Below are 25,473 nucleotides of genomic sequence, written 5' to 3'. Positions count from 1 at the left end.
CCAACGCCATCTCACACTCACCCGCACGCACCGCCCCCACCGCCAGATGCAACGCCACCAGAGCCGACGAACACGCCGTGTCCACCGTCACCGCCGGCCCCTCCAGCCCGAGCGTGTAGGACACCCGCCCGGACATCACGCTGGCGGTGTTGCCCGTGCCGAGGTGGCCCGCGACCTCGTCGGCCGTGGCGGGGTCGAGGGGGCGGGAGGCGTAGTCCTGGTAGTTGGTGCCGGCGAAGACGCCGGTGCGAGAGCCGCGCAGCGTCGTCGGGTCGATCCCGGCCCGCTCGAACGCCTCCCACGCCAGCTCCAGCAGCAGCCGCTGCTGCGGATCCATCGCCAGCGCCTCACGCGGCGAGATCCCGAAGAAGGCGGCGTCGAAGTCGGCGACGCGGTCGAGGAATCCGCCGCCGCGGGTGCTGGCGCGGCCGGGGACGCCCGGCTCGGGGTCGTAGAGGGCGTCGACGTCCCAGCCCCGGTCGTCGGGCCATGCGGTGATGGCGTCGGCACCGTCGGCGAGCAGCCGCCAGTAGGCCTCGGGGGTGTCGGCCCCGCCGGGGAAGCGGCAGCTCGTCGCGGTGATGACGACCGGGTCGTCGTCGGCGGCGCGCGGCGGCGGAGGTACGGCGTCCGGGGTGTTCCCGGTGGCCGGGGAGAGGCCGGCGCGGAGGTGTTCGGCGAGAGCGCCGGGGGTGGGGTAGTCGAAGACGAGGGTGGCGGGCAGCGGGCGGCCGACGGCGGCGCTGAGGGCGTTGCGCAGCTCCACCGCCGTGAGCGAGTCGAAGCCGAGTTCCCGGAAGGAGCGGGTGGGTTCGACGTCCTGCGGGCCGGTGTGGCCGAGGACGGCGGCGGCATGGGCGCGGACGAGTTCCCCGAAGGCGGCCCGCTGTTCGGGTTCGGGGAGTGCGGCCAGTCGCCGGGTGAGGTCGCCGGCGTCGTGGGGGTCGCCGTCGCCGTGCCGGGGGTCGTGCTCCGGGCCGCGTCGGGCGGTCAGGGCGCGCCGGGCGTCGGGCAGGTCGTCCAGGAAGGGACGGGGCCGGGCGCTGGTGTAGGCGTGGGCGAACAGGTCCCAGTCGATGTCGGTGACGGCGAGGGTCGTGTCGTCGTGGTCGAGGGCCTGTTGCAGGGCCGCGAGGGCGAGGTCGGGGTTCATGGGGCGTACGCCGTGCCGCTGGAGGCGTTCGCCGACGGAGCCCTCGGCCATGCCGCCGTGGGCCCAGGGTCCCCAGGCGATGGCCGTGGCGGGCAGGCCGCGGGAGCGGCGCTGCTGGGCGAGGGCGTCCAGGAGGGCGTTGCCGGGGGCGTAGTTGGCGTGGCCCGGGGCGCCGATCGTCCCCGCGGTGGAGGAGAAGAGGACGAACGCCGAGAGGTCGAGTCCGCTCGTGAGGGCGTCGAGGTTGCGGGCGCCGCCGACCTTGACGCGCAGGACTTCGGCGAGCAGGTCGGGGGTGAGGGTGGTGATGACGCCGTCCCGCAGGACGGCGGCGGTGTGGAAGACGGCGGTGAGGGGCCGTTCGGCGGGCACGGTGGCCAGCAGGGCGGCGAGTTCGTCGCGGTCGGCGACGTCGCAGGCGGCGATGTCGACGTGTCCGGCGCCGAGTGCGGTGAGTTCGGTGCGGAGTTCGGCGGCGCCGGGGGCTTCGGCGCCGGTGCGGCTGACCAGGAGGAGGCCGGGGGCGCCCTGCCGGGCGAGTCTGCGGGCGACCTGGCGGCCGAGCGCACCGGTGCCGCCGGTGACGAGGACGGTGCCGGTGGGTGCCCAGTCCCGGCCGTCGCCGAGGCCGCCGGTGGCCGCGCGGGTGAGGCGGCGGGCGAGGAGGCCGGTGTCGCGGAGCGCGAGCTGGTCCTCCTGGCCGACGCCGGCGAGGGCGGCGGTGAGGTGTTGCGCGGCGACGGCGTCGAGGGTGGCGGGCAGGTCGAGGAGACCGCCCCAGCGCTGGGGCTGTTCGAGGGCGACGACGCGGCCGAAGCCCCAGACGAGGGCCTGGTCGGGGGCGTCGACGGTCTCGGTCGCGCCGGTGGCCACGGCGCCGCGGGTGGCGAACCAGACGGGTGCCTGGCCGCCGAGGTCGTCGAGAGCCTGGACGAGGGAGACGGTGGCGGCGAAGCCGCGGGGCAGGCCGGACAGTCCGGCGTGCTCCTCGTCGTCGAGGGCGAGGAGCGACAGGACGGCCTGTGGCCCGTCGGGGCCGGTGGCGCGCAGGGCTTCGGCGATGCTGTCGCGGCCGTCGTGCGGGGCGACCGCGAGGGTGACCGGGGTGGCGCCCGCGCGGGCGAGGGCGTCGACGACGACGGCGGCGAGGGCGTGGGCGGGATGGTCCGGGTCCTGGTGGGCGGCGGGCAGGGCGACGAGCCAGCTGCCGCGCAGGACGGGCGCCGGGGCGGCGGGCAGGGGCTTCCAGGTGACGCGGTACCGCCAGGCGTCCACGGTGGCGTTCTCGCGGCTGCGCCTGCGGTAGTCGCTCAGGGCGGGCAGGACCGTGGCGAGGGTGTCGTGGTCGAGGTGGAGGGCGGCGGCGAGCGGCGCCGTCTCGCCGTTCTCGACGGTCTCCCAGAACCGGGCGTCGAGATCCGTGCCGGCGGCCGGCTCGGGGGCGGTGAGCTGGGCGGGGGCGGGCCAGTAGGTGCGGCGTTGGAAGGCGTAGGTGGGCAGGTCGACGCGGGTGTGGGGGCCGGCCGGCGCCGTGCGGTCGGCGGGGACGGCGCCGCGCACGCTCAGCTCGGCCAGGGAGGCGAGGAAGCGGCGGGGACCGCCTTCGCCGCGGCGCAGTGTCCCGGTGACGACGGTGCCGGTGCGGCCGTCCTCGTCGAGGGTGTCGCGGACGGCGGCGGTGAGCACGGGGTGCGGGCTGGACTCGACGAAGGCGCGGAAGTCCTGTGCGGCGAGGGCCTGTACGGCGTCGGCGAAACGGACGGTGCGGCGCAGGTTGTCGTACCAGTAGGCGGCGTCGAGGTGTTCGGTGTCGAGCCAGTCGCAGGTGACGGTGGAGAAGAACGGCACGGCCGAGGTGCGGGGCCGGACGGCGGCGAGGTCGGTGAGGAGCCGCTCGTGGATCTCCTCGACCTGCGCGGAGTGGGAGGCGTAGTCGACGGGGATCTGCCGGGCCTGCACGCCGTCGGCGGTGAGGCTTGCGCACAGGTCGCGTACGGCGTCGGCGTCGCCGGAGACCACCACGGAGGCGGGCCCGTTGACGGCGGCGACCGACAGCCGGCCCTCGCGGCGCGCCAGCCGTTCGCGGACGTCGGTGACCGGCAGCAGTACCGAGGCCATGCCGCCGCGCCCTGCGAGGGCGGTGATGGCCTTGCTGCGCAGGACGACCACGCGGGCCGCGTCGTCCAGGGTGAGGCCGCCGGCGACGCAGGCGGCCGCGATCTCGCCCTGGCTGTGGCCGACCACGGCGTCCGGGCGCAGGCCCCGGGACTGCCACAGCCGGGCCAGCGCCACCATGGTCACGAACAGCAGCGGCTGGACGACGTCCACGCGGTCGGAACCGGGGGCGCCGTCGGCGCCGCGCAGCACGGCTTCGACGGACCAGTCCACCCAGCGCTCGACGGCGGTGGCGCAGGCGGTGAAGTGGTCGCGGAACTCCGGTTCGCGGTCGAGGAGTTCGGTGGCCATGCCGGGCCACTGCGGGCCCTGGCCGGGGAAGACGAGGACGGTACGGCCGTCGACGTCGGCCACGCCCTGGACGAGGCCGGCAGCCGGGGAGCCCGCCGCCAGCGACTCCAGGCCGCGCAGCAGTTCGGCGCGGTCGTCGGCGAGCAGGACCGCGCGGTGTTCGAACGCGGACCGGGTGGCCGCCAGCGACCAGGCGAGGTCGTGCGGCGCAACCGTCTCGTCGGTGCGCAGCCGGGCGTGCAGGGCGGCGGCCTGCGCACGCAGCGCGGTGGCGCTGCGCCCGGAGACGGCGTAGGCCAGCGTGGTGCGCGGCGGCGCGGCGGGCGGCCCGGCGGGGGGCGCCGGGGAGGCCGGTTCGGGGACGGGCTGTTCGAGGATGACGTGGGCGTTGGTGCCGCTGACGCCGAAGGAGGACACACCGGCCGTGCGCGGCCGGTCGGAGGCGGGCCAGGGGCGGGTCTCGGTGAGGAGTTCGACACTGCCGGCCGTCCAGTCGACGTGGGTGGTGGGCCGGTCGACGTGCAGGGTGCGGGGCAGCAGTCCGTGCCGCATGGCCAGGACCATCTTCATGACCCCGGCGACCCCGGCGGCGGCCTGGGTGTGCCCGATGTTGGACTTCACCGAGCCGAGCCACAGCGGCGATTCGCGGTCCTGCCCGTACGTGGCGAGCAGGGCCTGGGCCTCGATCGGGTCGCCCAGCGTCGTGCCGGTGCCGTGCGCCTCCACGGCGTCCACGTCGGCGGTGGACAGCTGCGCGTCGGCGAGGGCCTGCCAGATGACGCGTTGCTGGGAGGGGCCGTTGGGGGCGGTCAGGCCGTTGGACGCGCCGTCCTGGTTGACGGCGCTGCCCCGCACGACGGCGAGCACCGGGTGTCCGAGGCGGCGGGCGTCGGCCAGCCGCTCCACCAGCAGCATGCCGGCGCCCTCGGCCCAGCCGGTGCCGTCCGCGGCCTCGGCGAACGCCTTGCACCGCCCGTCGGGGGCGAGGCCCCGCTGTCTGCTGAACTCCATGAAGAGGCCGGGTGTGGACAGCACGGTGACGCCGCCGGCGAGCGCCAGATCGCACTCCCGCGACCGCAGTGCCCGTACGGCGAGGTGCAGGGCGACCAGGGAGGAGGAGCAGGCGGTGTCGACGGTGACGGCGGGGCCCTCCAGGCCGAGGGTGTAGGAGATGCGGCCGGAGACGACGCTGGCGGCGTTGCCGGTGCCGACGTGTCCTTCCAGGCTCTCCCGGGAGGAGAGCAGCAGTGCCGTGTAGTCCTGGCCGTTGGTGCCGGCGAAGACGCCGGTGCGCGAGCCTCGCACGGCCGAGGGATCGATGCCGGCCCGCTCGAACGCCTCCCAGGAGATCTCCAGGAGCAGCCGCTGCTGCGGGTCCATCGCCATCGCCTCGCGCGGCGAGATGCCGAAGAAGGAGGCGTCGAAGTCGCCGGCTCGGGCGAGGGCGCCACCGGAGGTGCTGTAGGTCTTTCCGGGGCGGCCGGGTTCGGGATCGTAGTGGTCGGCGAGGTTCCAGCCGCGGTCGGCGGGCCACTCGGTGACGGCGTCGCCGCCGGAGGCGAGCAGCCGCCACAGTTCCTCGGGCGTGTCGGCGCCGCCGGGGAAGCGGCAGCTCATCGCGACGATGGCGACCGGTTCGCGGGAGGCGGACTCGGCCTCCCGCAGCCTTGTGCGGGTCTCGTGGAGGTCCCCGGTGACCTTCTTGAGGTAGCTGAGGAGCTTCTCCTGCTCGTTCACGCGTACTCCCCCACCTGGCAGGTCGTGTCGGTCGTGGCGGTGGCCGTGGTCGTGATGCCGGTTGTGCCGGTGGCCGTGGCGCCGGTCGGGCCGGCCGGGGCGGTCATGAGATGCCCAGGTCGTTGTCGATGAGGGCGAAGATCTCCTCGGCGCCTGCGGAATCGATCCGTTCCTGGAGGCCGCCCCCGCCGTCGTCCGTCCGCTCGGCGGAGGGTTCGCCCCGGCCGTTGCAGCGGGTGGCGAGCGCCAGCAGGCGGGAGGCGATGCGGCCGCGCCGCGCGTCGTCCTCGGCGAGCCCGGCGAGCGCGGCCTCCAACTGGTCGAGGGCGTCCAGCGCGGGCGCTCCGTCGGCTTCGGCCACGGTCAGCGACCGCAGATGGCGGGCCAGGACGCGCGGCGTGGGCTGGTCGAACAGGAGGGTGGCGGGCAGTCGGAGCCCGGCCGCGACGCCGAGCCGGTTGCGCAGTTCCACCGCCATCAGCGAGTCGAAGCCGAGTTCGCTGAAGGCCCGGTCGGCGTCGACGGCCTCGGCGGAGGCGTGTCCGAGCACGGTGGCGACATGGCCGCGGACCAGTTGGATCAGCAGTCGCTCCTGCTCGGCCTCGGCGAGCCCGGCGAGCCGGGTGCGCAGCGCGCCGCTCTCCGCCCCGGCGTCGCCGTTGCCCTCCCGTGCCTGCCGCGACAGGGCCTGGGCTTCGGGCAGTTCGGCGAGGAGCGGCGCGGGCCGCACGGCGGTGAAGCCGGGCACGAAGCGGTCCCAGATCAGGTCCGCGACGGTCAGCGCGGCGTCTGCGTGGGCCACCGCCCGGTCCAGGGCGGTGAGCGCGGTGTCCGGGTCGAGCGGGACGATCCCGCCGCCTCGCAGGCGCGCCTCCGCGTCGGGTCCGCCGGCCGCCATTCCGCCGCCGGCCCACGGGCCCCAGGCCACGGAGGTGGCGGGCAGGCCCTCGGCGCGACGCCGCGCGGCGAGCGCGTCGAGGTAGGCGTTGGCGGCGGCGTAGTTGCCTTGGCCCGCGGAGCCGACCGTGCCGGCGAAGGAGGAGAACAGGACGAACGCCGACAGTTCGCGGTCGCGGGTGAGCAGGTCGAGGTTGCGGGCGGCGGCGAGCTTCGGCCGCAGCACCGCTTCCAGCCGCCCGGGGGTGAGCGACTGGAGCAGTCCGTCGTCCAGGACCCCGGCCGCGTGCACCACGGCGTCGACCGGGTGCTCGGCCAGCAGTGCGGCCAGGGCGTCGGGGTCGGCGGCGTCGCAGGCGACCGGCGTGACGGTCGTACCGTGTGCGGCCAGTTCGGCGCGCAGCGCCTCGGCCCCCTCGGCGTCGGGGCCGCGGCGGCCGGCCAGCACCAGGTGCCGGGCGCCGCGTTCGGCGAGCCGGCGGGCCACCCGGGCGCCGAGTGCTCCGGTGCCGCCGGTGATCAGCACGGTCTCGCCCGCGCAGTTCCACTCGGGTGCGTCGGCGTCGGACGGCCGGGCGTGGACGAGGCGGCGGGCGAAGGCTCCGGCGGCCCGTACGGCGGTCTGGTCCTCTCCCGTGGCGCCGGAGAGCAGGGCCGCGAGCCGTTCGGCGGTCCGCCCGTCGAGGGTGGCGGGGAGGTCGACGAGACCGCCCCAGCGTTGCGGCTGTTCCAGCGCGGCGACCCTGCCCAGGCCCCAGGTGGCGGCCTGGGTGGGCGAGGTCACGCTCTCCCGGTCGGTGGCGGCGACGGCGCCGACGGTGGCGGCCCACAGCGGGGCGCCGATCTCCAGGTCGCCGAGCGCCTGGGTCAGGGCGAGCAGCGCTGCCAGGCCGGCGGGGGTGGCCGCGCGGTCCTCGGCGGCCACGGGCTCCTCGTCGAGCGCCAGCAGTGACAACACGCCTCGTACGGCGTCCGGTTCGGGTAGCTTGCGCAGGTCCTCGGCGAGGGCGGCCCGGTCGCTGAGGGCGCAGTCCACGAGGAGCGGCACGACCTGGGCGCCGTGCGCGGTCAGGCCCTCGGCGAGAGCCTCCGTCCAGGGGTCGTCGGCCCGGGAGGCGGGCAGGGCCAGCAGCCAGGCGCCCGAGAGCACCGGCGGCGGGCCGTCCGGCACCGGACGCCAGAGCACCGTGTAGGCGCTGGAGTCGAGTGCGGAACGCTCACGGCGTCGGCGCCGCCAGGACGACAGCGCGGGCAGCAGTTCGCTGAGCGGGGTGTCGTCGCCGAGGTCGGGGCGCTCGGTCAGCCCGCCGAGATCGCCGCCCTCGACAGCGGCCCAGAACTCGTCGTCGACGCGGTCTCCCCCGCCCGGCGCCGCGGTCGCGGCGGGCAGGGCGGCCGCGAGCCAGTAGGGGGCGCGCTGGAAGGCGTACGTGGGCAGGTCCACCGTGCGGGCCGGACCGGTCAGCCCGGTCTGCGCGGCGGCGAGGCCGCGCACGTGCAGGGCCCCGGCGGCCAGCAGGGCGGCGACGGGCTCCGGCCGGCCGCGGCGCAGCACGGGGACGGCCACGGCGGCGCGGGCCGGTTCCTGCGGGTCGTGGTGCGTGGGCTCCCCCAGGCTGTCGAGGGTCATCGCGGTCAGCGAGCCGTCGGGCCCGAGTTCCACGAAGGTGCCGACGCCGTCCTGGCGCAGGCGGCGGACGCCGTCAGCGAAGCGCACGGTCTGCCGCACATGCCGCACCCAGTGTTCCGGCGAGGTCAGTTCGGCCTCGGTGGCCCGGTCGCCCGTCACGTTGGAGACGATCGGGAGCGCGGGGGCGTCGTAGCGCACGCCTCGCGCGACCTCTTCGAACTCCGCAAGCATCGCGTCCATATGCGCCGAGTGAAACGCATGGCTGACCCGCAAACGCCTAGTCTTTCGGCCCAGGGCGGCGAAATGCCGGCCGATGTCGGACACGGCGTCCTCGTCACCGGAGACCACCACCGCGGCGGGCCCGTTGACGGCGGCGATCGCGATGTGCTGCTCGCGTCCGGCGAGCAGCGGCGCGACCTCGTCCTCGGATGCCTGCAGGGCGGTCATCGCGCCGCCCTCGGGCAGCGCCTCCATCAGCCGGCCGCGGGCCGCGACCAGAGCGCACGCGTCGGGCAGCGAGAGCACTCCGCAGACGTGTGCGGCGGACAGTTCGCCGATGGAGTGGCCCATCAGCGCGTCCGGCGCGACCCCCCACGAGCGCACCAGTTCGTACAGCGCCACGTGGACGGCGAACAGCGCGGGCTGGGTGTGGGCGGTGCGGTCCAGCAGGCCGGCCCGCTCCGTGCCCTCGGGGGCGAGGACGACGTCGGCAAGCGGCACGTCGAGGTGCGGGGCGAACGCGTCGCAGACGCGGTGGAAGGCCTCGGCGTACACCGGGAACCGTTCGATGAGTTCGCGGCCCATGCCGGGCCGCTGCGAGCCCTGGCCGCTGAACAGGAACGCCGTGCGGCCTCGCGGTCCGGTGCGTCCGCGGACCACCGCGGCGGTGTCCTCGTCGCGGCCGAGTGCGGCCAGCGCGGACAGGAGCTGGGCCCGGTCCTCGGCGACGACGACGGCCCGGTGCTCGAAGGCCGCACGGCCGGTGGCCAGGGAGTGCGCCACGTCGGCGGGGGTCGGCCCGGGGTCGGCGGTGAGCCGGGCGCGCAGCCGGTCGGCCTGTCCGCGCAGGGCGGCGGCCGACCGTCCGCTCAGCGGCCAGGCGACCGGCCCCGCGGCCGGCGGCTCGACGGGGGACTGTGTCCCCACGCCCTCCTCCAGGACGACGTGGGCGTTGGTGCCGCTGATGCCGAACGAGGAGACGGCGGCGCGGCGCGGGCGTCCGGTTCGCGGCCAGGGAGTCGGCTCGGCGAGCAGTTCGATCCGTCCGGCCGTCCAGTCGACGTGGGTGGTGGGCCGGGTGAGGTGCAGGGTGCGCGGCAGGGTTCCGTGCCGCATCGCCAGCACGGTCTTGATGACGCCGGCCACCCCGGCGGCGGCCTGGGTGTGTCCGATGTTGGACTTCACCGAGCCGAGCCACAGGGGCTGTTCACGGTCCTGCCCGTAGGTGGCGAGCAGGGCCTGGGCCTCGATGGGGTCGCCGAGTTCGGTGCCGGTGCCGTGCGCCTCCACCGCGTCGACGTCGGCGGGGGTGAGCCCGCCCGCCGCCAGCGCGGCGCGGATGACGCGCTGCTGCGAGGGACCGTTGGGCGCGGTCAGTCCGTTGCTGGCGCCGTCCGAGTTGACGGCGCTGCCCCGGACCACGGCGAGCACCGGGTGACCGTGGCGACGGGCGTCGGAGAGCCGCTCCAGCAGGAGGATGCCGGCGCCCTCGCCCCAGCCGGTGCCGTCGGCGTCGTCCGAGAAGGCCTTGCAGCGGTGGTCGCCGGCGAGACCGCCCTGCCGGTCGAACTCGGCGAACGCGCCCGGCGTGGCCATCACCGTCACACCGCCCGCGAGCGCCAGGTCGCACTCGCCGGAGCGCAGCGACTGGGCGGCCCAGTGCAGGGCCACCAGGGAGGACGAGCAGGCGGTGTCCACGGTGACCGCCGGGCCCTCCAGGCCGAGCGCATAGGCGACGCGGCCGGAGGCCACGCTCGCGGCGTGCCCGGTCAGGAGCTGTCCCCGCGCGTCCTCGGGGACGTCGTGCGCGGCCGACCCGTAGCCCTGGTAGTTCGTGCCGACGAACACTCCGGTACGGGATCCGTGCAGGCCGCGCGGGTCGATCGCGGCCCGCTCCAGCGCCTCCCAGGAGATCTCCAGCAGGATGCGCTGCTGGGGGTCCATGGACACCGCCTCACGCGGCGAGATCCCGAAGAAGTCCGCATCGAACTCGGCGGCGTCGTACAGGAATCCGCCCTGGACGCCGTCCGCGTGCCAGCCGCGGTCGGCGGGCGGCGACCCGATCGCGTCGACGCCGTCGGCGAGCAGCCGCCAGAAGTCCTCGGGGCCGCGCACGCCGCCGGGGAACCGGCAGCCGAGGCCCACGATCGCGATGCGCGTGTCGTCGTCGGCCGGGCCGGCGGCCCGTGCGGCGGTGACCGTCGCGGCGGTCGCGGCGCCCGCGGGCCGGGTGTCGAGGAGTTCGGCGCCGATGTGGCGTGCGAGCGCCCGCGGCGAGGGGTAGTCGAACACGAGGGTCGCCGGCAGTCGCAGCCCGGTGGCCGCGTTGAGGCGGTTGCGCAGTTCGACGGCGGTGAGCGAGTCGATGCCGAGGCCGCGGAAGTCGCGGCCGGCCTCGACGGCGTCGGGGCCGGCGTGGCCCAGCACCAGGGCGGTCTGGGCGCGTACGAGGTCCAGGACCGCCGTCTCCCGCTCGGGCTGTGCGAGGGCCGCGAGGCGGGCCCGCTCGTTCTGCCCGGCGGCGCCGTCCGCCGTGGCCGCCGTGCGGCGCGCCGGGGCGACGGCCAGACCGCGCAGCATGGCGGGCAGCGCCGTCACCGCCTGCCGGTCCCGCAGGACGCGCCGGTCGAGGGCGAGGGGCACGAGGACGGGTTCGGGCCGCCGCAGGGCCGCGTCCAGGGCGCCGAGCCCCTCCGCGGGAGCGAGCGGCCGCATACCGCCGCGGGCCATGCGGCGCAGGTCCGCCTCGGTCAGCTCGGCGGTCATGCCCGCGCCGGGCGCCCACGGGCCCCAGGCGAGCGCGGTCGCGGGCAGGCCGGCGGAGCGGCGGGTGACGGCGAAGGCGTCGAGGAAGGCGTTGGCGGCCGCGTAGTTGGCCTGGCCCGCGCCGCCGAACATCCCCGCGACCGAGGAGAAGACCACGAACGCGGACAGGTCGGCGTGGCGGGTCAGCTCGTGCAGGTGCGTCACCGCGTCCGTCTTCGGCCGCAGGACCTCGGCCAGCCGCTCGGGGGTGAGAGAGGCCACCACGCCGTCGTCCAGGACACCGGCCGCGTGCACGACGGCGGTCAGCGGGTGCGGGGCCGGGACGGCCGCGAGGACGGCGGCGAGCCGGTCCCGGTCGGCCACGTCCAGAGCGGTCACCTCGACCTCGGCGCCCAGGGCGGCCAGTTCGGCGACGAGTTCGCGGGCGCCGGGGGCTTCGGGGCCTCGGCGGCCGGCCAGCAGCAGATGCCTGACGCGGTGCTCGGTGACCAGGTGGCGGGCCACCAGGGCGCCCAGGCCACCGGTGCCGCCGGTGACCAGCACGGTCCCCTCCGGGTCGAGCGGCGCGGGGACGGTGAGGACCACCTTGCCCACGTGCCGGGCCTGCGACAGGTGACGGAACGCCTCGGGGGCCTGCCGCACGTCCCAGCAGGTGACCGGAAGGGGGGTGAGCACCCCCTCCTCGAACAGGGCGACCAGCTCGGACAGCAGCTGACCGATCCGCTCCGGACCGGCGTCCCACAGGTCGAAGGCGCGGTACGTCACGTCCGGGTGCTCGGCGGCGACGGTCCGGGCGTCCCGGACGTCGGTCTTGCCCATCTCCAGGAAGCGGCCGCCGCGCGGCAGCAGCCTCAGCGACGCGTCGACGAACTCCCCGGCGAGCGAGTCCAGTACGACGTCCATGCCGTGTCCGCCGGTCGTGGCGAGGAAGGCCGTCTCGAAGTCCGTGTCGCGGGAGGAGGCGATGTGCCGGTCGTCCAGCCCGAGAGCGCGCAGCGTGTCCTGTTTGCCGGGACCGGCCGTGCCGAACACCTCGGCGCCCCGGTGACGTGCCAGTTGCAGGGCGGCCATGCCCACGCCGCCGGCCGCCGCGTGCACCAGCACCTTCTCGCCGGCCCGCAGGCCGGCGAGGTCGCCGAGGGCGTAGTGCGCGGTCAGGAACACGAGCGGCGCCGCGGCGGCCTGCGCGAACGTCCAGCCGGCCGGGATCCGGGCCACCGTGCGGGCGTCCGCCACGGCCAGCGGCCCGAACGAGCCGGAGAACAGGCCCATCACGCGGTCACCGACGGCCAGCCCGGTGACTTCGGGACCGACCTCGGTGACCACACCGGCGCCCTCCAGGCCGAAGTCCGTCGCGTCACCGGGGTACATGCCGAGCGCGTTCAGCACATCACGGAAGTTCACGCCCGCGGCGCGCACCGCGACGCGGACGTGGCCCGGCGTCAGTCCGGCTTCCGCCTCCGGGGCCGGCCGCAGGGCCAGTCCCTCCAGGGTGCCCTGCTCCTCGACGGTCAGCCGCCAGGCCTGCTCGCCCGTGGGCGGTTCGAGGTCGCGGCCGGTCGTGGCCCGGGCCAGACGCGGGGTGAAGGCGGTGCCGGCGCGCACGGCGATCTCGGGTTCGCCGCAGGCCAGCACGGCGGGGACGAGCGCCCATGACGCGTCGGCGCCGTCCACGTCGACCAGGGCGAACCGTCCCGGGTTCTCCGCGCGGGCCGCCCGCACCAGGCCCCACACGGCGGCCAGGGCGGGATCGGGCGCCGTCGCGTCGAGCGTGACCGCGCCTTCGGTGACCACGACGAGCCGGGCGCCGTCGAAGCGCTCCTCCGCCAGCCAGGCGCGCACCAGTTCCAGCACGTCGGCGGTGGCCTTGTGCGCCGCCTTTGCGGGGTCGCCGGCCGTGCGTGCCACGCCTATCAGCACGTCCTCTCCCGCGTCGGCCCCGGTCTCCGGAAGCGAAGTCGGCAGAGACGCGGGCGCGGACGCCGGAGGAGGCGCCGGAAGGTCCGAAGCGGTCGTGTCCGAAGCGGTCGTGTCCGGGGCGCCGTCGGCGGTCGTGCCGAGCGGGAGCGGCGTCCAGTCCACGCGGTGCAGCAGTTCGGCGTGCGGGACTCTCGTGGTCCCGTCGGCCGGTGCGGTGAGGGCGCGCAGGGTGAGGGATCCGACGGTGGCGACCGGTGCGCCCGAGGGGTCGGCCAGGTCGAGGGCGACCGAGCCGTTGCCGGTCGTCCGCAGGCGGGCGCGCAGCCGTGACGCACCGGTGGCGTGCAGGGTGACTCCGGTCCACGAGAAGGGCAGGCCGGGGGCGGGTTCCTGCCCCGCCGTGCCGCCGGTGGCCGTGGGGGCGGCTCCGAGGGCGTGCAGCACCGAGTCCAGGAGGGCGGGGTGGACGCCGTAGCGGCCGGCGTCCGCGGCGGACTCGTCGGGGAGGGCCGCCTCGGCGAACAGGTCGTCGCCGTGCTGCCGGACGGAGCTCAGTCCGCGGAACAACGGCCCGTACGACAGGCCGGTTTGCGCCAGCCGCTCGTAGAGGGTGTCCGTGGGGATCGCGGCGGCGCCGGCGGGCGGTCGCGCGTCCGTCTCCGGGTCCGGCGCGGCGGCCTCGGGCAGCAGGGTGCCGCTCGCGTGCCGGGTCCACGGCTCGTCGTCGGGTCCGTCGGCGTCGGAGCCCTCCGCGGGACGGGAGTACACGGCGATCTCACGGCGGCCGGCGGGGTCCGGGGCGCCGACGGCGACCTGGAGCTCGGCGGCTCCCCGGTCGGGCAGCACCAGCGGCGTCTGCAGGGTGAGTTCCTCCACCTGACCGCAGCCCACGCGGTCCGCCGCGTGGAGGGCGAGTTCCAGGAAGGCCGTGCCGGGCAGCAGCACGGAACCGGAGACGACGTGTTCGGCCAGCCACGGCTGGAGCCGGGTGGAGAGCCGTCCGGTGAAGAGCGCGGCCCCGCTGTCCGCGAGGGTGACGGCGGCGCCGAGCAGCGGATGACCGGCGGCGGACAGACCGGCCGAGCGGAGGTCGCCGAAGTGGCCGCCGGCCGGGCGCGGCCAGTAGCGGCTGTGCTGGAAGGCGTAGGTGGGCAGCGCGGCGGGGCGCTCGGCCGGGAAGAACGCGGGCCAGGCGACCTCGCAGCCGTCGGCGAAGAGGGTCGCGGTCGCCGCGAGCAGGGCCGCGGGCTCGGGGCGGTCGGGGCGCAGGGCCGGGACCGCGACCGCGGCCGGTTCGCCGTCGGCGAGCGAGGCATGGGCCAGCGCGGTGACGGTGCCGTCGGGGCCCAGCTCCAGGAAGCGGGTGACGCCCTCGGACTCCAGGGCGGCCACCGCGTCGGCGAAGCGGACCGACCGGCGTGCGTGACGGACCCAGTACTCCGGGGAGCACAGCTCGTCGGCCGTGGCGGGCTCGCCGGTGACGGTCGAGACGAGGGGCAGGTGCGGACGCGCGTACGTCAGGCTCTGCGCGACCTTGCGGAAGGCGTCCAGCATCGGTTCCATCAGCGGTGAGTGGAAGGCGTGGCTCACCCGCAGCTCCGTGACCTTGCGGTCCTGGGCGCGGAAGCGGTCCGCGACCTCCTCGACGGCTTCGCGGACACCCGCGACGACCACCGACCGGGGGCCGTTGACGGCGGCGACGGCGACCCGGGTGTCGTCGAGGAACGGCAGGACTTCTTCCTCGGTGGCCCGCAGTGCCGCCATCGCCCCGCCCTCGGGCAGGGCCTGCATCAGCCGGCCCCGTGCCACCACCAGGGCGCACGCGTCCGCCAGCGACCACACCCCCGCCACGTGGGCCGCCGCGATCTCACCGACGGAATGACCCGCCAGGACGTCCGGGCGGACACCCCACGACTCCAGCAGCCGGAACAGGGCGACTTCCAGCGCGAACAGCGCGGGCTGGGCGAACTCGGTACGGCCGAGCCGCTCGGCGTCGTCCCCGAACACGATCTCCCGCAGCGGGCGGGGGAGTTCCGCGTCGACCTGCGCGCACACGGCGTCGAAGGCGTCCGCGAAGACCGGGTAGGTCTCGTACAGCTCCCTTCCCATGCGCGGTCGCTGAGCGCCCTGGCCCGCGAAGAGGAACGCCGTGCGTCCGTCGGGCCGGGCCCTGCCGGTGACTCCTCCGGTGACGCCGCCGGTGACGCTCTCGCCCCGGACCAGGGACGTGAGGGCGGACACCAGTTCCGCACGGTCGGCGCCCAGGACGACCGCGCGGTGCTCGAGCGCGGTGCGGGTGGTGGCGAGGGCGAGGCCGAGACTCGCGGCGGTGAGGCCGGGCCGGGCCTCGACGTGGGCGAGGAGCCGCTCGGCCTGCTCGCGCAGGGCGTTCCCGGACGCGCCGGAGATCACCCAGGGCACCGGGACGCCGGTCCCCGCGGCGCGCTCGGCGTCCGCTTCGGCGCCGGGCGGCGCGAGGGGCGTCGGCGCGGTCTCACGCGGCTGCTCGACGGTTGCGGCGTCCTCGTCGTCCGCGGGCTGTTCGACGATGACGTGGGCGTTGGTGCCGGAGACGCCGAACGCGGAGATCCCGGCGCGGCGCGGCCGCTCGCCGTCCGGCCAGGTCATGCCCTCGTCGAGCAGCCGCACGGCGCCCGCGGACCAGTCGACATGCGTGCTGGGGACTTCGGCGTGCAGGGTGGGCGGCAGCACCCCGTGCCGCATCGCCATGATCATCTTGATGACGCCGGCGACACCGGCGGCGGCCTGGGCGTGGCCGATGTTGGACTTCAACGAGCCGAGCCGCAGGGGTTGTTCACGGTCCTGGCCGTAGGCCGCCAGCAGCGCCTGGGCCTCGATCGGGTCGCCCAGGGTCGTACCGGTGCCGTGTGCCTCCACCGCGTCGACCTCGGCCGGGGTCAGGCCGGCGTCGGCCAGGGCGGCGCGGATGACCCGCTGCTGGGCCGGCCCGTTGGGGGCGGTCAGGCCGTTGCTGGCGCCGTCCTGGTTGACGGCGGAACCGGCGACCACGGCGAGCACCGGGTGTCCGTTGCGCCGGGCGTCGGAGAGCCGCTCCACGACGAGCACTCCGACGCCCTCGGCCCAGCCGGTGCCGTCGGCCTCGTCGGAGAAGGCCTTGCAGCGGCCGTCCGCGGCCAGCCCGCGCTGCCGGCTGAACTCCAGGAAGGCGCCCGGGGTCGACATGACGGTGACGCCGCCGGCGAGGGCGAGGTCGCACTCGCCCGCCCGCAGCGCCTGCACCGCCAGGTGCAGGGCGACGAGCGAGGACGAGCAGGCGGTGTCGACGGTGAGGGTCGGTCCTTCGAGGCCGAGGACGTAGGCGATGCGGCCGGAGACCACGGCGGCGGCGTTGCCGGTTCCGAGGTAGCCGTCACCGGCGTCGGGTGTGCTGAGCAGCAGGGCGGGATAGTCCTGGCCGTTGGAGCCCATGAACACTCCGGTACGGGTGCCGCGCAGGCCGCCGGGGGCGATGGCGGCGCGTTCCAGCGCCTCCCACGAGGTCTCCAGCAGCAGCCGCTGCTGGGGGTCCATGGCGACGGCCTCGCGCGGCGAGATGCCGAAGAACGCGGGGTCGAAGTCGCCGGCGCCGGTGAGGAATCCGCCGTGCCGGGTGTAGCTGGCGCCGGGACGCCCCGGTTCGGGGTGGTAGAGCGCGTCGAGGTCCCAGCCGCGGTCGTCGGGGAACGGGGTGATCGCGTCCCGTCCGGTGGCGACGAGGTCCCACAGCTCGTCGGGTCCGGTCACGCCGCCGGGCAGGCGGCAGCCCATGCCGACGACGACGACCGGGTCGTGGGCCGTGCGCTCGCGGACCGCCGCGCCGCCCGTGGGGCCGGGGTGTCCGCCCGGGGACGTGTCGAACAGCTCGCCGTGCACGTGGGAGGCGAGTTCGAGGGGTGTGGGGTGGTCGAAGACCAGCGTGGCGGGCAGGGCCAGGCCGGTCTCGGCGCGGAGGCGGTCGCGCAGTTCGACGGCGGTCAGGGAGTCGAAGCCCGAGTCGCGGAAGGCGCGCCGGGTCTCCAGCAGCCCCGCGTCGGCGTGGCCGAGGACGGCGGCGGCGTGGGTGCGGATCAGGTCCAGGAGCACGCGGGTGCGTTCGGCGGCAGGGCGGCCCGCCAGCCGGCCGCGCAGGGCCGCGCCCGCTCCGCCGTCGTCCGTTTCGGTCGGCCCGGTGCGCAGCGCGTCCCGCGCCTCGGGCAGGCCGTCGAGCAGCGGGGCGGGGCGGGTGCTGGTGAAGCCTGGGGCGAACCGGGACCAGTCGACGTCGGCGACGACCTGGCCGGTGACGCCCTGCTGGAGGACGCGGCGGAGCGCGGCGAGCGCCGTGTCCGGGTCGAGGGCGGCGAGGCCGCGTCGGCGCAGGTACTCCTCGGCGCCGCCCTCGGCGGCCATGCCGCCCTCGGCCCAGGGACCCCAGGCGACGGAGGTGGCGGCGGCGCCGCGGGCGCGCCGCTGTTCGGCCAGGCCGTCGAGGTAGGCGTTGGCGGCGGCGTAGGCGGTCTGGCCTCCGCTGCCCCACACGCCGGCGATGGAGGAGAACAGCACGAACGCGTCGAGCGGGCGGTCGCCCTGTTCCCGCAGCACCGCGTCGAGGTGGGCGGCGCCGTGTGCCTTCGCGGCGAGAACCGCGCGGAGGCGGTCGGCGTCGAGCTCGGACAGCGGCAGGGTGTCGGTGACGCCGGCGGCGTGGACGACGGCGTCCACGGTGTGGCGGGCCAGCAGCCGCTCGACGGCCGCACGGTCGGCGATGTCGCAGGCCTCGATCGTCACGCGGGCGCCGAGCGCGGTGAGGGCGGCCGTCAGCTCGGCGGCGCCGGGTGCGCCGGTGCCGCGCCGGCCGGTCAGGACGAGGTGCTCGGCGCCCTGTTCGGCGGCCCAGCGGGCGACCCGGGCGCCCAGCGCGCCGGTGCCGCCGGTGATCAGGACGGTGCCGCGGGGCTGCCAGCCGCTCGTGCCGGTCTGCGCGGCGTCCGGTTCCTCGGCGTGCAGCAGACGGCGTACGAAGACGCCGGAGGAGCGCACGGCGATCTGGTCCTCGTCGCCGGGCCGGGCCAGCACGGCGGCGAGCCGCGCCGCGGCCCGCCGGTCGAGGGCGGGCGGCAGGTCGACGAGGCCGCCCCACCGGCCGCCCAGCTCCAGTGCGGCCACCCGGCCCAAGCCCCACAGCGCGGCCCCGGCCGGGTCGGGGGCGGCGTCGGAGCGTGCGGTGGCCACGGCTCCGCGGGTGGCGAGCCACAGCGGTGCGCTCACCTCGGCGTCACCGAGCGCCTGCACGAGCCGTACCGTGCGCAGCAGTGTGTCGGCCGGGGGCGCGTCCGCGTCCTCGACGGGCAGGGCGAGGACGCCGGCGAAGTCGCCGAGGGAGGCGATACGGGCGGCGAGTCCGGCGCGCTCCTCGTCCGGGGCGTGCTCGCAGAGCACGGTTTCGGCGCCGCCTGCCGCCAGCGCCCCGGTCACGGCTCCGGCCAGGGAGCCGTCGGCCGTTCCGGCGGGCGCGACGACCAGCCAGCGGCCGGTGAGCGGGCCGGCGTCGGCCGGATCGAGGGGATGCCAGGCGACGCGGTATCGGAGCCGGTCGACCCGTCCGGCCTCACGTCGTCCGCGCCACCACGACGACAGCGCGGGCACGAGGGGGCGTACCAGCCCCTCGTCGACGTCCAGGGTGTCGGCGAGCGCGGCGATGTCCTCGTCCTCGACGGCAGTCCAGAAGCCCGAGTCCCCGGGGCCGGTGCCGTCCGCGGGGCCGACCGCGGCGGGGAGCGGAGTGGGCTCCAGCCAGTAGCGTTCCCGGTGGAAGGCGTACGTCGGCAGGTCCACGGTCCCGGCCCCGGTGCCCGCGAAGACGGCCGGCCAGTCGACCGGCGCGCCGTGGGCGAACGCTCCGGCGACCGCCGCCATCAGCGCGGCGGGCTCGGGCCGGTCCTTGCGCAGGGCGGGCACGGCGGGCGGCGCGTCGCCCTCGAAGCAGTCCTGGACGAGGGCGGTGAGGGTGCCGTCGGGTCCCAGCTCGACGAAGCGGGCCACCCGGCGTTTCACCAGCAGGCGTATCCCGTCGGCGAACCGGACGGACTCGCGGACGTGCCGGACCCAGTAGTCCGGGGAGCACAGGTCGGCCGGGCGGGCGGTCTCGCCGGTCACGTCGGAGACGATCGTCAGCCGGGGCGGGTGATAGGCGAGGGTCTCGGCGACCGCCCGGAACTCCTGGAGCATGGGCTCCATCAGCGGGGAGTGGAAGGCGTGGCTGACCCGCAGGGCCGTCACCTTGCGGCCCAGGGAGCGCACGTGCGCGGCCGTCTCCTCCACGGCGTCGGCGGCACCGGAGATCACCACCGCGCGGGGGCCGTTGACGGCGGCGATGGCGACCCGGTCGTTCAGCAGGGGCAGCACCTCCTCCTCGGTGGCCCGGAGCGCGGCCATCGCACCGCCCGGTGGCAGGGCCTGCATCAGACGGCCGCGCGCCGCCACCAGCCGGCAGGCGTCCGCGAGGGACCACACGCCGGCGACGTGGGCGGCCGCCAGCTCGCCGACGGAGTGGCCCAGCAGGAACTTCGCGGTGACGCCCCACGACTCCAGCAGCCGGTAGAGGGCCACTTCGAGCGCGAACAGCGCGGGCTGCGCGTACTCGGTGCGGTTCAGCCGGTCCGCGTCCTCGCCGAAGACGATCTCCCGCAGACCGAAGGGCAGTTCGGCGTCCACCGCGTCGAAGGCCGCCGCGAAGACGGGGTGGGTCTCGTACAGCTCACGGCCCATGCCGAGCCGCTGGGAGCCCTGGCCCGCGAACAGGAAGGCGGTGGCCCCGCGCACGGTGCGGCCCCGGACGGTCGCGGTCCCCTCGGAGCCCTCGGCGAGCGCGGTCAGTTCGCGTACGGCGGTGTCGTGGTCGGTGGCGAGGACGATCGCCCGGTGTTCCAGGGCGGCCCGGGTGGTGGCGAGGGCGTGGCCGACGTCCAGCGGGCGCGGCGGTCCGTCCGGGTTCCTCAGCCGGCCCAGCAGCCGGGCGGCCTGCGCCCGCAGCGCGTCCGCACTGCGCGCGGACAGCGGCCACGGCACGACGGGCAGGGTCCGGGGCTCGGCGGCGGGGGCCTCGGGCTCCTCCGGCACGGCGGCGGGGGCCTGCTCGATGACGGCGTGGGCGTTGGTGCCGCTGATGCCGAACGAGGACACACCGGCGCGACGCGGGCGGTCCGCCGCCGGCCAGTCGACGGACTCGGTGAGCAGACGCACGGCCCCGGCCGACCAGTCGACGTGCCGGGACGGCTCGGAGACGTGCAGGGTGCGCGGGAGCACGCCGTGCCGCATCGCCTCGACCATCTTGATGATGCTGCCGACGCCGGCGGCGGACTGGGTGTGCCCGATGTTCGACTTCAGGGACCCCAGCCACAGCGGCTGTTCACGGCCCTGGCCGTAGGCGGCGAGCAGTGCCTGCGCCTCGATCGGGTCGCCGAGCGAGGTACCGGTCCCGTGCGCGTCGACGGCGTCGACCTCGGCGGGGGTGAGTCCCGCGTCGGCCAGGGCCGCACGGATGACCCGCTGCTGGGAGGGGCCGTTGGGGGCGGTGAGGCCGTTGGAGGCGCCGTCGGAGTTGATCGCCGTGCCGCGGACCACGGCCAGGACGGGGTGGCCCAGGCGGCGGGCGTCCGAGAGCCGCTCCACGAGCAGCATGCCGGCGCCCTCGGCCCAGCCGGTGCCGTCGGCGTCGTCGGAGAACGCCTTGCAGCGGCCGTCGGCGGCCAGGCCGCGCTGCCGGCTGAACTCGTAGAACATCGCCGGGGTGGCCATCACGGCCACCCCGCCCGCGAGCGCGAGGTCGCATTCGCCGCGGCGCAGTGCCCGGCACGCCCAGTGCAGAGCGACGAGCGAGGAGGAGCAGGCCGTGTCGACCGTGACGGCGGGCCCTTCCAGGCCGAGGGTGTAGGCGATGCGGCCGGAGGCCACCGAGGTGGCGTTGCCCGCCAGCAACAGGCCCTGCACCCCGTCCGGGAACTCGCTCACGCCGGCCCCGTATCCGGAGGTGGCGGCGCCGACGAAGACGCCGGTGCTGCTGCCGCGCACCGAGGCGGGGGCGATCCCTGCCCGCTCGAACGCCTCCCAGGAGATCTCCAGCAGCAGCCGCTGCTGGGGATCCATCGCCAGCGCCTCACGCGGGGAGATCCCGAAGAAGTCGGCGTCGAAACGGGACGCCTCGTGCAGGAAGCCGCCGCCGAGCGCGTAGAACGTGCCCGGGTTGTCGGGGTCGGGGTCGTAGCCCGCCTCGACGTCCCAGCCGCGGTCGGCGGGGAAGCCGGAGACGGCGTCCCCGCCCTCCTCGACGAGCCGCCACAGCTCCTCCGGGCTCTCCACCCCGCCGGGGTAGCGGCAGCTCATCGCCACGATCGCGACCGGTTCCCGATCGCGCTCCTCCACCTCGCGCAACTGCCGGCGGGTCTGCCGCAGTTCGGCGGTCAACCGCTTGAGGTACTCGACGTACTTGTCGTCCGTCTTGCCGTTTTCAGCCACCAACGCCACATCCCTGAGCCGATGCCGACGGTTTCCCGCGGCTGATCACGACATCCCGAGTTCTTTGTCGATCAGGTCGAACAGCTCGTCCGCCGTGTCGACGGAGTCGAGTTCCCCGTCGTCGACGTCGGCGAGTGCCGCTCCGGGAGCCCCGGAGCCGGTGCCGTTGTCGTGTCCGGCACCGCCGCCCGCAGTTGTCCTGTCCTGCCACTTCGCCGTCAGCCGCTGCAGCCGGGAAGTGATCGTCGCGTGGTCGTCCCCGTCGGCGGCGGCAGCGCCGAGCGCGGCCTCCAGCCGGTCCAGTTCGACCAGGAGCGTCGCCGCCGTCACGGCCGCGCCCGGGCTCTCGCCCGCACCGGTGCCGGACGCCTCCGGCACGGTGATCTCCTCCAGCAGTCGCGCCGCCAGGGCCGTCGGCGTCGGATGGTCGAACACCGACGTGGCCGGAAGCCGCAGCCTGGTGACCGCGTTGAGCCGGTTGCGCAGTTCGACCGCGGTGAGCGAGTCGAAGCCCAGCTCCTTGAACGCCTCGTCCGGTTCGATCTCGTCCGCCGAGGCGTGGCCGAGGGTCGCCGCCGCCTGGTCGCAGACCAGGTCGACGAGGTGCTGCTCCCGGTCGGCCGGCGCGAGCGCCGCCAGCCGGGCGGCGAGGTCCTCGCGCTCCGCACCGGCCCCGGCCGCCGTCCGAGCCGCCCGCCGCGCCGGCGCCCGCACCAGGCCGCGCAGCAGCGGCGGCACGGCCTCGGCGTGCGCCCGCAGCGTCTGGAGGTCGAGGTTGACCGGCAGCAGGAGAGCCCGGTGCGCGGGGGCCTCGGGAGACACGAGCCCGGCGGTGTCGAGGAGTCCGAGTCCCTGCTCGGCGGTGAGCGGTCGCATGCCGCCGCGTGCCATGCGGCGCAGATCCGCTTCGGTCAGCTCGGCCGTCATGCCCGCCCCCGGAGCCCAGGGACCCCAGCCGAGGGAGACCGCGGGCAGCCCCGACGCACGGCGGCGGGCGGCGAACGCGTCCAGGAAGGCGTTGGCTGCCGCGTAGTTGGCCTGCCCCGCACTGCCGAACGTGCCCGCGACGGAGGAGAAGACGACGAACGCGGACAGGTCCGCGTCGCGGGTCAGCTCGTCCAGATGCGTCACCGCGTCCACCTTCGGCCGCATCACGCTCGCCAGCCGCTCCGCGGTGAGGGAAGACACCACACCGTCGTCGACGACACCCGCGGTGTGGACCACGGCGGTCAGCGGATGCCCCGCCGGAACAGCATCCAGCAGAGCGGCGAGCTGGTCGCGGTCGCCCACGTCCACAGCCGCCACCTCCACCCGCGCACCCAACCCACCAAGTTCCGCGACCAGTTCACGAGCGCCCGGAGCGTCCAGACCACGCCGGCTGGCCAGCAGCAGACGCCCCACACCGTGCCCGGTGACCAGATGGCGGGCCACCAGAGCGCCCAGACCACCGGTACCGCCGGTCACCAGCACGGTCCCCTCCGGGTCCAGCGGCGCCGGAACCGTCAGAACCACCTTGCCCACATGCCGGGCCTGCGACAGATACCGGAACGCCTCCGCAGCCCTGCGCACATCCCAACACGTGACGGGCAACGGCTCGAGCTTCCCCGCCTCGAACATGGCGACCAGCTCCGCCAGCATCTCCCCGATCCGCCCCGGACCGGCGTCCCACAGGTCGAACGCCCGGTATGCCACTCCGGAGTGCTCGGCGGCCACGGTCTGCGGTTCGCGGACGTCGGTCTTGCCCATCTCCAGGAACCGGCCACCCCGCGGCAGCAGACGCAACGACGCGTCCACGAACTCACCCGCCAGCGAGTCCAGCACCACATCCACACCACGACCACCGGTCGCCGCGAGGAATGCGTCCTCGAAGCCCAGATCACGCGAGGAGGCGATATGCCCCTCGTCCAGACCCATGGCCCGCAACGCACCCCACTTGCCGGCACTCGCCGTACCGAACACCTCCGCACCCAGACACCCCGCCAACTGCACCGCCGCCATACCCACACCACCCGCAGCCGCATGCACCAGCACCGACTCACCCGACCGCACCGCACCCAGATCCGTGAGCGCGTAATACGCCGTCAAGAACACGATCGGCACCGACGCCGCCTGCGCGAACGACCACCCCTCCGGCACCCGCGCCACCGTCCGCGCATCCGCCACCGCCACCGGCCCGAAGGAACCGGGGAACATGCCGAACACCCGGTCACCGACGGTCAGCCCCGACACACCCGGACCGACCTCGGTCACCACACCCGCACCCTCGCCGCCCAGCAGGCCCGCCTCACCCGGGTACATGCCCAGGGCGTTGAGGACGTCGCGGAAGTTGACGCCCGCCGCGCGTACGGAGATACGGACCTGTCCCGCCGTCAACTCGGCCGCCGCCTCGGGGAAGGGGGCCAGGGTCAGGTTGTCCAGCGTGCCCTTCTCCGCGCTGCCCAGGTGCCAGGCCGGCTCGCCGGCCGGCAGCGGGAGTCCGTCGGCGGCGGGAACACGGCCAAGGCGGGGTGCGTGCGGCACGCCGTCGCGAAGGGCGAGCTCCGGTTCGCCGATGCCGAGGGCCCGGGCGAGGACGGCGCGAGAGGCTTCCGTGCCGTCGGTGTCGACCAGGGCGAACCGGTCGGGCGCTTCGGCACGCGCTGCCCGCACCAGGCCCCACACCGCGGCCAGGGCGGGATCGGGCGCCGTCGCGTCGAGGGTGACCGCCCCCTCGGTGACGATCACCAGGCGGGACTCCTCGAACCTCTCTTCGGCCAGCCAGTGCCGTACGGCGTCCAGGACGCGGCCGGTGGCGGCACGGGCGGCGGCCGCCATGTCACCGTCCGCGCCGCCCGGAGCGGCGCCCGCGGCGAACAGCACGGTCGCGGGGACGGGGGCGGGCAGCTCGGCCAGGGTCGGGTACGACGCCGCGCCGGATACGAGGCCGACGGCGCCGACCGCCGCGAGGGCGCCCGCCTTGAACTCGTCCTGCCCGGGAGGGGACACCTTCGTCCAGTCCACCTGGAAGAGGCTGTCGCGATGGCCGCCTGCCCCGGCGTGAGCGGCCAGGTCCGCGGAGACCTGGCGCAGCAGCAGCGACTCGACGGAGGCGACCCGGCCGCCCGACGGGTCGGCCAGCTGCAGGGCGACGGCCTCCGGACCGGCCTGCACCATCCTTACGCGCAGGGCCCTCGCGCCGGACGCCCGCAACGACACGCCGCTCCAGGAGAACGGCAGCCGTCCCTGGCCGGCGTCGGCCAGCGAGACGAACATCATCGCGTGCAGGGCGGAGTCCAGGAGCGCCGGGTGGACGCCGAAGTCCTCCGCGAGCCGATCGTGCCCGTCGGGCAGCCCGACCTCGGCGAACACCTCCTCACCGCGCCGCCAGACGGCGCGCAGCCCCTGGAAGACCGGTCCGTAGGCGAATCCCGCCTCGGCGAAGCGGTCGTAGAAGCCCTCCATGGGGACGGGCTCGGCGTTCGGCGGGGGCCATTCGGTGAGGTCGGCGACGGCGGTGTCGGGTGCCTGGTCGGCGGTCAGTGAGCCGCTGGCGTTCAGCGTCCACGGATCGGTGTCCAGGGCGTCTTCGGCGCGGGAGTACACCTCCACGGTGCGTGTGTCCGACTCGTCGGGTGCGCCCACCCTGACCTGGACGATCCGTCCGGCGCGCTCGGGCACGACGAGGGGGGCGGCGATGGTCAGTTCCTCTACGCGGTCGTAGCCGAGCTGTCCGGCTGCGCACAGGGCGAGTTCGAGGAATCCGGTGCCCGGGAAGAGGACCGTGCCGGTCACGGCGTGGTCGCGCAGCCACGGGTGCGTCCTGAGCGAGAGCCGTCCGGTGAACAGCGCCTCCTCGCTGCCGGCCACGCGCACGGCGGCCCCGAGCAGCGGGTGCCCGGACGAGCCGACGCCCGCCGAACCGAGGTCGCCGAGGGTGACGCCGGTGAAGTCGGGCCAGTAGCGACGGCGTTGGAAGGAGTACGTCGGCAGGTTCGGGACCGGTGCCCGGTCGCCGCCTGTGAGTGCGCCCCAGTCGGCGTCGGCGCCGTGCACGAACAGGGCCGCGAGGGCGGCGAGGGCACTCGACGCCTCGGACCGGTCCTTGCGCAGCACCGGCACCAGCACCGTGGACCCGGCGTCGTCGAGGGACGCCTGCGCGAGAGCGGTCAGGGTGCCGTCCGGACCGAGTTCG

3 protein-coding genes are annotated in these 25,473 nt (G+C 75.8%); all 3 read right to left on the bottom strand.

The features are described 5' to 3' along the window. The coding region (locus IE239_RS39850; RefSeq protein ID WP_190154342.1) for a type I polyketide synthase at nucleotides 1–5,356 on the bottom strand (5,356 nt) is incomplete at its 3' end. Nucleotides 5,357–5,459: 103 nt separating this feature from the next. After that, a complete protein-coding gene (locus IE239_RS39845) occupies nucleotides 5,460–21,302 on the bottom strand; it encodes a type I polyketide synthase (protein ID WP_190154343.1) in 15,843 nt (5,280 codons plus the stop codon). Between the two features lie 45 nt (nucleotides 21,303–21,347). Beyond that, nucleotides 21,348–25,473, bottom strand: a 4,126-nt coding sequence (locus IE239_RS39840) for an SDR family NAD(P)-dependent oxidoreductase (RefSeq protein ID WP_190154341.1), incomplete at its 5' end; no start/stop codon positions are given.

The organism is Streptomyces humidus, from assembly GCF_014649655.1.
GTDB classification, from domain to species: Bacteria; Actinomycetota; Actinomycetes; order Streptomycetales; family Streptomycetaceae; genus Streptomyces; species Streptomyces humidus.
This window is presented reverse-complemented; position numbering and strand designations above follow the sequence as displayed.